Source organism: Paenibacillus sp. FSL K6-1230 (assembly GCF_038002385.1).
GTDB lineage: Bacteria > Bacillota > Bacilli > Paenibacillales > Paenibacillaceae > Paenibacillus > Paenibacillus massiliensis.
In genome coordinates this window covers 3775972-3789240 of sequence record NZ_JBBOCK010000001.1, presented here as the reverse complement: position 1 = coordinate 3789240, position 13269 = coordinate 3775972, and the positions used below count along the sequence as shown (strand labels likewise).

The 13269-nt window shown below is 50.2% G+C and carries 13 protein-coding genes; 8 read left to right on the top strand and 5 right to left on the bottom strand.

The window, feature by feature from the left end; all coding sequences use genetic code 11:
- Window positions 1-41 precede the first annotated feature (41 nt).
- The 4 genes from MKX74_RS16720 to MKX74_RS16705 all read left to right on the top strand — a co-directional run bounded on the left by MKX74_RS16720 (window position 42) and on the right by MKX74_RS16705 (window position 4381).
- On the top strand, window positions 42-1310 hold the full coding sequence (locus MKX74_RS16720; protein WP_018887568.1) for a DNA polymerase IV: 1269 nt from the start codon (window positions 42-44) through the stop codon (window positions 1308-1310).
- On the top strand, window positions 1307-1645 hold the full coding sequence (locus tag MKX74_RS16715; RefSeq protein ID WP_018887569.1) for a YolD-like family protein: 339 nt from the start codon (window positions 1307-1309) through the stop codon (window positions 1643-1645). The genes MKX74_RS16720 and MKX74_RS16715 overlap by 4 nt, the downstream gene beginning before the upstream one ends.
- Before the next feature lie 108 nt (window positions 1646-1753).
- On the top strand, window positions 1754-2974 hold the full coding sequence (locus tag MKX74_RS16710; protein ID WP_018887570.1) for a MerR family transcriptional regulator: 1221 nt from the start codon (window positions 1754-1756) through the stop codon (window positions 2972-2974).
- Window positions 2975-3064: 90 nt separating this feature from the next.
- Complete coding sequence (locus MKX74_RS16705) at window positions 3065-4381, top strand: amidohydrolase (protein ID WP_018887571.1); 1317 nt, start codon at window positions 3065-3067, stop codon at window positions 4379-4381.
- Between the two features lie 117 nt (window positions 4382-4498).
- Here MKX74_RS16705 and MKX74_RS16700 read toward each other — a convergent pair whose 3' ends face one another.
- Window positions 4499-4879, bottom strand: a complete 381-nt coding sequence (locus tag MKX74_RS16700) for a hypothetical protein (protein ID WP_036633893.1) — start codon at window positions 4877-4879, stop codon at window positions 4499-4501.
- A 226-nt stretch (window positions 4880-5105) separates the two neighbouring features.
- Here MKX74_RS16700 and MKX74_RS16695 point away from each other — a divergent pair, with 226 nt between their 5' ends.
- Window positions 5106-6128 (top strand): DMT family transporter, encoded by a 1023-nt coding sequence (locus tag MKX74_RS16695; RefSeq protein ID WP_341179176.1) that lies wholly within the window; start codon window positions 5106-5108, stop codon window positions 6126-6128.
- Between the two features lie 955 nt (window positions 6129-7083).
- Window positions 7084-7701, top strand: a complete 618-nt coding sequence (locus MKX74_RS16690) for a YitT family protein (RefSeq protein WP_445667279.1) — start codon at window positions 7084-7086, stop codon at window positions 7699-7701.
- 230 nt (window positions 7702-7931) lie between these two features.
- Here MKX74_RS16690 and MKX74_RS16685 read toward each other — a convergent pair whose 3' ends face one another.
- The 3 genes from MKX74_RS16685 to MKX74_RS16675 form a co-directional block, all read right to left on the bottom strand.
- Entirely contained in the window at window positions 7932-8309 is a 378-nt protein-coding gene (locus tag MKX74_RS16685; RefSeq protein WP_341179174.1) for a DUF2188 domain-containing protein, read from the bottom strand.
- A 549-nt stretch (window positions 8310-8858) separates the two neighbouring features.
- On the bottom strand, window positions 8859-9830 hold the full coding sequence (gene msrA, locus MKX74_RS16680; RefSeq protein WP_018887578.1) for a peptide-methionine (S)-S-oxide reductase MsrA: 972 nt from the start codon (window positions 9828-9830) through the stop codon (window positions 8859-8861).
- A gap of 108 nt (window positions 9831-9938) precedes the next feature.
- Window positions 9939-10547, bottom strand: a complete 609-nt coding sequence (locus MKX74_RS16675; RefSeq protein ID WP_025680590.1) for a TVP38/TMEM64 family protein — start codon at window positions 10545-10547, stop codon at window positions 9939-9941.
- Between the two features lie 569 nt (window positions 10548-11116).
- Between MKX74_RS16675 and MKX74_RS16670 the strand changes: the two genes are divergently transcribed.
- Entirely contained in the window at window positions 11117-11818 is a 702-nt protein-coding gene (locus tag MKX74_RS16670; protein ID WP_028588948.1) for a TerC family protein, read from the top strand.
- Window positions 11819-11959: 141 nt separating this feature from the next.
- Window positions 11960-12289, top strand: a complete 330-nt coding sequence (locus tag MKX74_RS16665; protein WP_018887581.1) for a hypothetical protein — start codon at window positions 11960-11962, stop codon at window positions 12287-12289.
- A gap of 102 nt (window positions 12290-12391) precedes the next feature.
- On the opposite strand, the gene MKX74_RS16660 is transcribed toward MKX74_RS16665, so the two are convergent.
- Complete coding sequence (locus MKX74_RS16660; protein WP_341179173.1) at window positions 12392-13210, bottom strand: helix-turn-helix transcriptional regulator; 819 nt, start codon at window positions 13208-13210, stop codon at window positions 12392-12394.
- Between the last annotated feature and the right edge of the window lie 59 nt (window positions 13211-13269).

Below are 13269 nucleotides of genomic sequence, written 5' to 3'. Positions count from 1 at the left end.
TATGTTCTCATTGCTGTGATTTTATAGAGGGGTGCATAATCATGCCTAAAAAAAATGAACGAATCATTTTTCTGGCAGACTGTCAGTCTTTTTACGCTAGCGTAGAAAAAGCCTCACGTCTGGATTGCGAGCATAAGCCGCTTGCGGTGGCAGGTGATCCTGCCCGAAGATCTGGAATTATTCTTGCTGCCTGCCCGATAGCCAAGAGCTTTGGCGTGACAACGGCAGAACGTCTTGGGGAAGCGCTGAAGAAATGCCCGGAGCTCGTCGTTGTTCGACCGCGGATGCAGTATTACATTGATGTGTCCTTGGCCATCTCTGATATCTATAGGCAGTATACAGATCTGGTAGAGGTGTTCAGTATAGACGAGCAGTTCCTAGATGTGACCGGAAGCCTTGGATTGTTCGGTGATCCGTTAGAGATTGCCCGAGAGATTCAGCAGAGGGTACTTCTGAAGACGGGAGTGTGGGTACGGATCGGAATGGGCTCCAACAAGATTCTGGCTAAAATGGCCACGGATATATGGGCGAAGAAGAACGAGAGCGGCTTGTATCGCTTACCGAAGTCGGGGCTTGAGATGCTGCTGTGGCCTCAGCCCGTGCAGAAGATGTTCGGTATTGGCTCGCGCATGACGAAGCATCTGGCCAGACTGGGTATGCATACGATTGGAGATATCGCCCGTACGCCGCTTCCTGTGCTGAAGTCCCGCTTACGGGCTCATTTTGGCAAGCAGTCAGACATTCAGGCAGAGGTGCTGTGGCGGAGTGCTCATGGGCTGGATGACAGTCCAGTCGCCCCGTACACATTTCGTACCCCTCAGAAGTCCATCGGTCATATGATGACATTGCCCAAGGATTATCTGGAGCCGAAGGAAATTGAGACCATTCTGCTGGAGCTGACGGAGGAAGTATGCCGGGACAGTCGGCGTAAAGGCTATATGGGGCAGGTGGTGAATGTCAGCTGCATGTGCAGCCCTTATGAGGCACCTACGGGATTTTCCCGGCAAAGGAAGCTGCTTGATCCGACGAATAGCACTAATAAAGTATTTGCGTCCGTGAAGGAGCTGTTCTATAAGTTCTGGGATCATATGCCTGTACGTCGTCTGGGTGTCAGCCTGAGTGATCTCGTCGAGGATGGGGTCTATCAGATCTCCTTCTTCGAGGATCAGGAGCGGGTGCGCTCCCTTGAGGAAGCGACCGATCGCATCAAGGAGCGGTATGGCAGTGCTGCTATCGTTCGGGCATCCTCTCTGACCTATGCGGGTCAGGCATTGGAAAGATCGCTGAAGATTGGGGGGCATTACAAATGAGCAAAAAGCTGCAAAATAACGGGCTATGGGAATCTAGCCGGATGATGCTGCCTGAGCATCGGGCGCGTATTCTGGAGGAGGCAGGGAGGGCAGACAAGAGGTCTCGTCCACTTCTGCATGAGGATGAACTGGAGGAGATGCTTCGCTATATCCTGATCTCGGAGCATGATGGGCTGCCGATACAGATTGAGCTATTCACCGAACGTGGTCCTGCTCATCGCGCAGAAGGCACGGTTACAGCCATTAGCCAGCATCAGCGAAAATTCAGAGTCGATACGCAGGATGGCTTTGAGTGGATTGATTTTGCCGAGCTGATGACAGCTCGCCTGTTATAGCCTTTACGTAGCGTTAATGTTCTATAATGAGACTCAGGACAGACGCTGGATAGAGAGCCTTGTGCTTGAGAACTAAGGACAGGGCAGTCTGGCGAAAGGAGCGTAGGAATGAGTCAGAGATGGAAAATCAAGGAGCTGGCCTCAGAGCTGCACGTATCTACACGAACGATCCGGTTCTACGAGGAGAAGGGGCTGATCACTCCTGAGAAGGACCCGGATAACGGCTATCGGGTGTTTGGTGAGCGTGATGTGACCCGGCTAAGGATGATTATCTCGCTTCGCGAATTTGGGATGTCGGTGGAGCAGGTCAAGCAGCTGCTGGGCAGCCTAGAGCAAGGGCGGCGGGAGGAGGCGCTGCATACACTGGAGCTTCAGCGTTCAGCGATGTTCGATAGCTGGATGGAGAGCAAGCAGCAGCTGGAGGCCGCTGATTATATGATTGATTGCCTGCGGACGGGCGAAGACCCTGAGTGGGGAAGCTGGTTCGCGAAGGCTGGTGGCTTGAAGCGACAACGCCAGCTGAGGAATTCATGGCAGGACAATTGGGATTTTGATAGCCGCGCAGCCATACATGATGAACTGGTGAAGCAAGAGGAGCTGCAGAGTGGCGGTCATCCGGCTTACTCGGATACCCTGCGGTTCATGGTGGAGCGCGTTCAGCCACAGCCCGGGGAAAAGGGAATTGATATGGGGACGGGGACCGGCAATCTGGCCGGGCTTTTTGCAGCAGAAGGGGCAATGATGGCCGGTATTGACCAGTCTACAGAGATGCTGAAGCAGTGTCGTCGTAAATTTCCACATATTGATGTCCGTCCGGGGAATCTGATGCGGATCCCGTTCGTAGACGGGAGCTTTGATTTTGCGGTGAGCAGTTATGCTATGCATCATCTGGCTGATGAACAGAAATACATTGCTTTAGGGGAAATATGCCGTGTGCTCCAGCCGCATGGCCGCATCTGCATTGCAGATGTGATGCAGGAGCCAGAACGTTGGGTGAGCGCAGCGCTTTCAGATGATATCGTAGTCGCTGATCAAGCAGGGCGTCTGGAGGATCGTCCGGTGGATTATCTATCGAATGATTGGCCCAACCCTCAGCCAAGCCTTCAGCCCAATTTTATGACAGATCCTCTGTCTAGCTCTATGTCAGATCCACTGGCGAATCATCTGGACAAGCAGCCAGCCTACTATGTGACGCCTTCGTTTCTGACAGAATGGCTTGAGCAGCATGGATATGTAACGATTACCCGGCGTGTCGCTGGTCCTGTCTACATGGTATATGCCGTTCCTGTTCATTATGGTCAGGCGCGCAGCGGAGCTCTTTTCTCCTGATGAGTGAAAGTCTCTTGACCTTGACGTAAGGGAAAGTTGTAGTCTTCTGGTGAAGTAGTACTCATGTGATAAGCCAGGAGGATGAAGAAAATGAAAATGATGACAGAGGCAAGCGATACGATTATGATCAAGGGTGCTCTCATTGTGAGTATGGTACCTGGAGAAGAGCCATATGAAGGAGATATTGCAATCAAGGGCACGCGAATAGAGGCGATGGGGCCAGAGCTTTCGAAGCAGCCGGGGGAGTGCATTCATGCACGTGGCATGATCGCTATGCCAGGGCTGATCAATGCCCATCAGCATTCACCGATGAGCCTGCTGCGGGGCTTCTCCGATGATCTGAAGCTGATGGACTGGCTTGATCGCAAGATGCTGCCAGCCGAGGCGCGGATGACGCCTGAGGATATCTATTGGGGAGCCAAGCTGGCGATTGCTGAAATGATCAAGTCGGGTACGACAGCTTTTGCTGATATGTACATTCATATGAATGAAATTGCCGAGGCTGTACAGGAGAGTGGTATCCGTGCATCGCTTACCAGGGGAGTAATTGGTCTGGAGGACGACGGGGGCCGCAGAATACATGAGGCGATTGATCTGATCGATCGCTGGTCCGGCAAAGCAGAGGGACGAATCACGACCATGATGGGACCCCATGCGCCCTATACCTGCCCTCCGGATATGCTGAAGGAGGTATTGAAGCTTGCTGAATCCAAGCGCGTACCGATCCATATTCATCTAGCTGAGACTCTGGAGGAGAGCGCGATCATTCAGGAGCGGTATCATTGTACACCAACACAGTATTTGCACGATTGTGGTCTACTGGATCATGATCATATTTTGCTGGCCCATGGAGTGCATCTGCAGCAGGAGGATATCCACCTGCTTCGCTCTATTCGTGGTGGTGGAATAGCTCATAATCCGGTGAGCAATCTGAAGCTGGCTTGCGGAATTGCTCCTATAACCGAGCTGCTAGAGCAAGGGGTTAGCGTCGGTCTAGGGACAGACGGAGCAGGCAGTGCTACAACGCTCGATATGTTTGCCGAGGTACGTGCGGGGGCATGGCTGCAGAAGCTGGCTAGTGGAGACCCCGCCCGATTCCGTGCCAGACAAGCACTAGCCATGGCTACAACCGAAGGAGCAGAATTGCTCAGGCTTGGAACAAGGGGAGGTCAGTTGGAGCCTGGGAGACTGGCTGACATCATCCTGCTGGACTTGCAGCAGCCGCACCTGCAGCCCCTTCATGATCCATTCTCCCTACTGGCCTATGCGGCCTGTGGTTCGGATGTGCACACCACTATTGTAAATGGTCGTGTGCTGATGAGAGAACGCCAGCTGTTGACGATAGACGAGCCAGAGCTGCTGCAACAGGCAGCTGTCCGTGCGAAACGAATCACAGCCGGGTTATGAGCGGATGTTGCACTGGCACTCGGCTTGAGGTACTTGGCTTGAGGGGCTGGACTAGAGGGATTGTTTAGAGAGTCGAGCAGAGAGTACCCACCTAGCCATTGCATCTGCAGGGTCCGATTAATGTACAATCTGGAACAGGCGACTTAGCTCGCGTCGCACCTCACTTCTGGCGAAGCGGGGGAGCATGGAGAAGAATCTCCGATATCCCCGGCACAGGTAATGCACTTCAATGCCAGCAGGACCTCGCTGCTCCTCCAGAACCTTAATCCCTCTTGCCCGCATATCCCGTCGGGTGGAGGTCAGCTCGTGGGTGATATGCTGCTGCAGGCGATCCAGTCCGCGAGTGTAGAGATCAGAGAGGTACAGTGTAGAGGAGGAATGCTTCAAGACGGCAATATCCTTTGCCAGCATATCGAGCATCAAGGTATACAAGACATAGGATTTCACCAGACGGTCATCCTCATGTGTAGGGATGGGAGGTGCTGATGATGGCTTCATAACATCGTTCACTTCCTTCATGGGGTACGATCTTAGATGTATGAGAACATATGTTCTTAATATAACCATCATAATGGAGTTCATACATTCCAGCAACGAGGAATTCATGGAAAATGCAGTGCACACAGACACTTGAAGGCACATGCTTCCCATGGACAGCAAAATAAGGTATGGTTGGTCATGTCTGTTGGAGTTCACAATTGTTAATGAAAGAAGGAATGATCAGATGCGCCGGCTGTATACTGCGCTTATTTTGTTAAGTCTTGTGTGGGGAGCGTCCTTCATGCTCATCAAGGTGCTATTGGCACATCAGATGGGTCCGTGGACGATAGCCAGCCTCCGCTCCTTGCTGGGCATGCTGTTCATCGTGCTAATGATGGTGCTGCTACGTAGGCCATTTGACTTGAAGAAGCTGAACTGGGGCGGGTCTCTGCTGGTGGGGATTATCAATATGGCGTTGCCTTGGGCACTCATTGCTTTCAGCGAGACGAGACTCACCAGCAGTATGGCTTCTGTGCTGAATGCGACGACTCCGATTTGGACGATGCTTGTAGGTCTGGTGTTCTTTGGAGCGGTGTTCGGCAGACAGCAATGGCTGGGGATGGGGATTGCATTTGCAGGCATCTTAGTACTGCTCGGCATTAATTCGGATACGATCATTGCTGCAGATCCAATAGGCTTTGCGGTGATGCTCTCGGCGACATTGTGTTACGCTATCGGCTCCCAGCTTGCGCGCAAGCTTCTGGGAGGTATGGATATGTACCAGATTTCGGTAGCTACCCTGGCAGGGGCGTGGATCAGCAGTACGCTGGCTGCGCTGGTGCTGGAGAGCCCGTCAATAGCTTCATTAGCATCGCTAGGGTCACTTCAGGTCATGGTTTCGCTATTGGGACTCGGCGTCCTTGGCTCGGGTGTAGCGTACATTCTGTTTAATTACATGCTGATGAAGGGTAGCCCAGAGTTCGCGACCTCCGTAACGTATCTGGTGCCTGCTACAGCGATGGTATGGGGCTATGCCTTGTTAGGCGAGCATATCGGTTGGAATCTGCTGGGTGGACTGGTGCTGATCCTCGGTGGAGTCTTCATCGCTAATCGTCGGGGAAGTGTAGGTTCATCAGGCAGAAGGGCAAAGGAAGGGCTTGATCGAGCAAAGCAGACGACGGTTCATATAGAGCAGAGAAGAAAGAAAAAAGCCAACGAGACAGAGGGAGCTATTATCGAGCATAGAATAACGGAGGACAGACACTAATCGTTATGATGCATTAGTCGAATTTCACAAACTGATGTACAGAATAAGGCGGGTGCGCTTCGAGCGTTACCCGCCATCATTTTACTCGTCCGATTCTACACTATTGAAATACACATGGACCATTTTTCATGGGCAGAGAGCAATCTATTGTCTCCGCTGATTGATTCCACACATTCTTCCCTATGTTATATAAGCTCGTGCTATATGGTTTGAAGCGTATGATACATGCTAGATATCCAGAATTTTAACAAAAATGAAGTGAAGGGAGAACGTGCCCTAGTCCAGTTGTATCCCCAACCTAAGTCCAGTTTTGCACAACTGTATTTATCTTCTGCATTTATCTTCCGCATCTTCGGGATTGTTACACAATTTTCCGTGCATCTGCTGCCAGACGCATAACCAAAGCTTTTAATCATATATTGTTAATGCCAGCGGATTTTAGTCTTACTTCGTGTGGATCTTGTGGTTGTGTAGAATGTTCTGCCGTCTAGGGGCTCTGCAACATTCGTTACCATGGATATGTATATCGTCGACTATGCATATCGTCCATTTTACGTAGGTTTGACATAACAGGGCTGTTTCACAGGTGCTCGTCTGTGGTAGAATTGTTACAGGGACTGGTTCGGCTAACCGACCAGTTGTGACGAAATAACATGCAGAAAGGATCAGGATACCATGTGTCCCCGAAGGATACTTCCCCAAAGGACGATCTGGAAACGGTATGATCTCTCTTATACTTAGCTTCTTCTCGTGGATGACGTCAGCCATTCTGACCGACTTTACGGAAGAGGGGATTGTGAAATGCGAAGGACCAAGTCCTCCAGGCTAAGCATCCATTTCGGCTTCCGTAAGAACGGTAGTTACACCAAACTTACGAGAAACCGAGGAAGCCTGTATGAGGATACCCAACCAAAGTTCAATTACTGTTAGTCAACTCGCCCCTCTAGCCCGACGTATGCTGGCTATGATGCTGGGCACGCTCATTCTTGCATTTGCTTACTACCATATTAATTTTGCGAATCATTTAACTGAAGGAGGATTCGTTGGCCTAGCTCTTCTGGGCAAATACGCCTTCGGTTGGTCACCTGCCTGGACGGCATTGCTGCTGGACATTCCAGTGCTGCTTGTCGCTTGGCTGTGGAAGGGCTGGAAGTTCATGGCCTCCGCATTGGTCGGAGCTTTGATGTTCTCTGGGTTCTACGCTGCCTTTGAATTATACTCGCCTCTGCATATCGATCTGGCAGGCAATCTGGCGGTAGCTGCCTTGTTATCAGGCTTACTGACAGGTGTCGGTGCGGGTCTGGTTATGAGATTTGGCGGTGCTACTGGGGGCGATGATATTTTATCCCTCCTCATTAGTCAGTGGAGAGGCTGGAAGCTGGGGAATGTATTTTTTGCCAGTGACTGTATCGTACTTCTTCTCTCGCTGTTATATTTACCGATGAAGGAGACACTATATACGATTCTTGCAGTATGGGTGGCAGGAAAGATTATCACCATCACCGTCACCTTCCGTCTACCGAAGCCAACTGTTGCTCCTAAAGTAACTCTGAAGCAGCAAGCGCACAGCTAGGCCTGGATTGTGGGGAGCTATACGCGATTCGAATTAACCGCATAGTAACCGCAGTGCCCCATGTTCCGGAGAGCATTGTTTAGGACTTCAGGCGAATGCTCTGGACTGATGAGAATGGGAAGGGTACGCAGACAGACGATAAGCATGAACGAATAATAGAGCAGATCAAGCATAGAGGTGCTCTTGATGCCACCATGGATCAGGAGCACCTCTATTTGTATGTGTATACATCACTTACTGAAATGGCGTGACTCCTGAATGCGACCATGCTGATCATGAATGATCACCCGTATGCTCTGGTCTGCAGACCAGCATTTGGCTTCTTGAACGGCCTCCGTCTTGGTATGGTGCACAGAAGAGGGATGATCTCGTCCCTGCTCCTTAATCGCCCAGCCTTCCTCGTGGGGAACGACATGAATGGGCTCATCCGTCTCGTATGCGGGATGGTTGCGATTCCATTCCTCAGCCTGAGCCGTTGCAATCGCAATTGCTCTCCCTTCCTCATAGCCGTTCGATAGGAGGGCATTGGCGATCTCGATCGCCTTGTTGCGCACACGTTCCTCCAGATTTTTCATGGATGGGGGGTAATCCTGCTTGTTCCACGGCATAACCATTCCTCCTGTCTCTTCCTTCAGGTTACGAAAAATGAGATTGAATCAATGCTCCTAAGGGACGGTAGATATAGAGCTTAGATATATATTACCCTTCCCATTCGTGGACAAACGCGGATCGCCGTAATTGTATCTCCCAACTAAGTAAAATCTGTGCCCAGCCGTTAGATGAGAAGGATTTGGCTTGCAGTTATCGGAAGGAGAAGGGCCACGGATGAATGTCAGTGATGGAACCATTACAGGAAGTATCACAGGAAGTATCGTTACCGGAGGTGCGAGCCCAGGTTCATAAGAGGGCTTAGAGGTAAGCAACAGGCAAAGCAAAGCCACAGGGGATCATCCGACTTTGAAGTTGAATGAAGATCCTGTGGCTTTAATTGTGCGTATTAACAGCAATTCGAGCTATATCGTTGACAAGGATGATTTCTCCCCGGGTAAATTCAGTAACACTGTACATGAATTAGTTACTGGAATAGCATCTTACTGGAAAAACAATTTACTTAAAAAAGTATCTTACTAAAAAAGTATCTTTCTGAAAAAAGCACTTTACTGAAATAGTGAAGCGTACTCTCCATAGCCCTCTTCCTCCAGCTTGTCCTTAGGAACAAAACGCAGCGCAGCGGAGTTGATGCAGTAACGCAAGCCATTCTCGCCAGGTCCATCATCGAATACATGGCCAAGATGGGAGTCTCCGATTCGGCTGCGGACCTCGGTGCGAATCATGAAATGACTAAGATCCGTCTTCTCCTTGATGCTATAGCTGCTCAATGGGCGAGTGAAGCTAGGCCAGCCGCAGCCTGCATCATACTTGTCCCGCGAGCTGAACAAGGCTTCACCTGAGACGATGTCCACGTAGATGCCCTCATCTTCGTGGTTCCAGAATTCATTCTGGAAGGGACGCTCGGTAGCATTGTTCTGGGTGACTTCATATTGCAGCGGTGTCAGCCGTTCCTGGAGGTTGGACTTGTCCAGCTTGCCGGACCAATGATTCTCGATGAAGTCCTCACGTCCAGAGCCTTTGCGATAGCGTTTGTAGTGCCCTGGATTCTTCTTATGATAGTTTTGATGATATTCCTCTGCTTCATAAAAGACAGAGGCTGGTACAATCGGTGTAACGATTGGTTGATCGAATCGTCCGCTGTCCGCAAGTGCTTTCTTTGAGGCTTCTGCTTTAAGACGCTGTTCCTCACTATGATAGAAGATGGCAGTCTGATAGGATTCCCCGCGATCATGGAACTGACCACCAGCATCTGTCGGATTAATCTGTTGCCAGAATAGCTCCAGCAGCTTCTCATAAGGGAAGACATAAGGATCGAAGGTAATCTGGACAGCCTCGACATGACCTGTCGTATCGGAGCAGACTTCCTCGTAAGTGGGGTTCTCTGTGTGACCACCTGTGTAGCCAGAACGGACTTTCTTGATTCCTGGCAGATCCTCGAAGGGAGATACCATACACCAGAAGCATCCACCTGCAAAGGTAGCTAATTCTGTATCGTTGGGATTTTTAATGATATCCATCTATAATCACTCCGTTCTTGAAGACATGTTATAAGCCGCGGATAATTCCTATCGGGAAATATCCTTAATTTAAATTATACTCGAATTGTGCCTCTGAGACCAAACTAGCTAGCTACCGTACAACTTTTTGCGCACCAGCATGAAGATGCCAATACTAATCCCGAGGTACAACAGGGCAAGTGAGACACCAGCGAGTGGGTAGGTGGCCAAGAGACCGCCAGCGAAAGCATAGGCAGTTACACCTGGTAGCTTACCAATACATGTACCAAGTGCGAAGCTGTGAAAAGGAAAGCGAGCTACCCCGGCATACACATTGACCACCGTCTGGGGGATGAGCGGAAAGAGCCGGGCCAGCAGCACAGAGACAAAGGGGTGACCCTCCATGACTCGGTTGACCTTGGATAGGGCAGGTGAACGCTGCAAATATGCCTGTCCGCTGGCGCGGAAAAAATAGCGAATCCCTGCGTAGACGGCAAATGCAGCCAAAGAGCTTCCGGTCCAGCAGATGAGAGCCCCTTGCCATGGGCCGGTTGTATAGGAGATAGCCGCGATCACCAGCTTGTAAGGAAAGACGGGGAGCAGGGCGAACAGGAACGAGACCAACAGCAATACAGGCCAGGATGCCTGCTGCTCAGTCCATGTCCACAAGCGCTCTCTCTCCAACCATGTCACCAGCAGTAGCAGGATATATCCACTCACAAAAATCCATTTTTTCATAAATAAATCCTTTCCAGAATAAAACCCTAATTAACAACGAATGAATACCTAATAAGTCTCTAATAACTCTCCAACAAGTCCCCGATAAAGTCCTGAACATGCTATAAATAAGATATGAACTAAGTTCTAGATAAGTTCTGAGGAAGTAAACAAGTTTCTAAAAAGTAAAGCAAGTTCTGGAGGAGCCTTAATTAAGTACTTACGATCGTGCTCAAAAAATAATGTAAGTGCCGATTCCTTGTTTATGTCATGAATGCTATAATATGCCGCATAGAATAATCCCAAAGGGGAGTAGCTCAGACAATAAAGTCGTCATGACGGGTAAATTTGCCCCGGCTTTATTGGCAACGTGACGTTGTAAGCGAGACCTTTGCCTGGAATCTTGAACATTCGGGTAAAGGTCTTTTTGATGTGAATTCAAAAGGCGCCGTTCCTGATTGTTCAAGGAGCAAGCGCCTTTTTGCATGAGTGTTGCGCATAGATCCCGAAAATGCTGCAAAATGCTGACATGCATGAATGCGAGTCGCAAAGCTAAGTATAACAAAAAAATGAGGGAGAGTGGGGAGCGCATGGATTTCATGTCTGTGGAGTTCTGGACAGCACTCATGTCCATCGTAATTATCGACCTGGTGCTTGCTGGCGACAATGCGATTGTCATTGGACTTGCTGCGCGTAATGTACGGAAAGAGGATCAAAGGAAGGTGATTTTCTGGGGGACGGTCGGGGCCGTTCTGATTCGTGTTATTGCTACGCTACTGGTCACGTATTTGCTGCAAATATACGGCTTGCGATTGATCGGAGGGCTGCTGCTCGTCTGGATCGCTTATAAGCTGCTCGTTGAAGAAAGGAAGCATGAAATCTCGGCAGGAAATCAGATGTGGGCTGCGATTCGTACGATTATTATTGCAGATGCCATGATGGGGCTGGATAATGTGCTCGCTGTGGCAGGGGCTGCGCATGGTGACATGATTCTGGTCATTCTGGGGCTGGCGATCTCGGTACCGATTATGGTCTGGGGCAGCACGATTATCCTTAAACTTACCGACCGCTTCCCCTATGTAATTGCCATCGGGGCTGCTGTACTTGCGTATACCGCTGCCAAAATGATCGTCGCCGAGCCGCTTCTTCATGACTGGTTCGTGAATCCTGTCGTGAAATACGGCTTCGAGCTTCTTGTTGTCATTGCTGTAGTGCTCTACGGCTGGAATGTGAAGAAAAGACGTGAGAGTAAGATCAAGAGCCGTCCAGTTCGGATTAAAACAGCGGAGTAATCATTACTCGTGCTGCTCCTGAGGGAAGGGGTCCAGCATTTCGGTAGTTGTATCAAGAATGCTACTTCCGGTTGCATCGCTTCTGAAGTTGGTATACGATTTGGTCACTAGCCAACAGTAGGAAGTGAGAGGAGAAGTACGATGGATGACAGCAATAAGCCTTCCTCAATGGAGGAAGTGATAGCCCAGCAATATCGGCAGGAAGAGGATATGATGATTCTTGTCTTTGCCCAGTGGTGCGTGAATCAGGGCTTAGACCCCGAGGTCTTGTATCGGCAAGCGTACCCGCATCAGGAGAAAAATGAGCGCCTGCAGCGAGTGCTGGAATTGACAGTACCTCGCGAGGAGGCTGGCGACATTCCGGATGATACCGTCCTTGGTGTGCTGTCCATGTTCGGTAATGAGGATCTGGCCATGATCGTGGCGGAGGCAAGAGAGCAATTGAACAGAAATCCCGCTAAGCCCGGATGATTCCCACCTCAATAACGTATGATAATGAGAGCAAGTCTCCCATTGTCATACGTTTTTTTGGTTATTGCTTGCGTTAGTTGTTTAACTTATGGGAAAGGGAGCTTACAGCTGCTCACGGTGCTCGGCGCGGTATTGGCTTGGTGATATCCCGTATTTTGCACGGAATACGCGGTGGAAATAAGTATAATTCGCAAATCCGGATGATTCAGCCGCTTGCTCCAAGGACATCGGGCTGAAAATAATCCGTTCTCGCGCCATATTGAGCCGAACCTCCAGCGCATATCGCATGATGGTGGTATCGAATGTTTCCTTGAACAAATGCACGGCACGGGATACGCTGATGCCGAGGTAGCCTGCAACGTCGTCCAGCTTAAAGGCAGTCGAGGCATTCTCCTCAATGTAATGCTTGATCTGGAAGGCCAGATAGCCGTGCTGGGAGGCAACAGGTTGCTCTGCCAACAGTCGGTCAATCTCGAGACAGAGAATCCGCATGTAATACTCCGAAATCTCAGGGTAAGGGTTGAATATCCGACGCTGCTCCATGACAATCTGGCGAAATATATTCAGTAGGGATTCGTTTAGTTCTACCCGCATCTTGGCTGGACGTTTGCGCTGCTTCCACCAGGCTTCAGCCCAGGGCCCCGTGAAGAAGATGTGATAATCACTGCTCTCGATCAGCGTGTCCCCTGTCGCATCCGTTTCGCTGTCAATTGTCAATTCGTAAGGCTCTGAAGGATGAAGGAGCAGCAGATCTCCAGCCACCACTTCGACCATATCGCTACCTATCCGTGCTCGGCAGCTACCGTCCGTCTGCAGGCGCAGCATGTAATTACGAATGCCTTCGGGCTGGCTTGAATAATAGGGTCTGCGGTGAAAAGAAAATCCGGCAGTCAGCACCTTACATGATTCATTAGGGGACATTGTAAGCACTCCTTTGCTTCCATGATCCAATTCCCGGATATCTGTCCTTATCCCGGAAT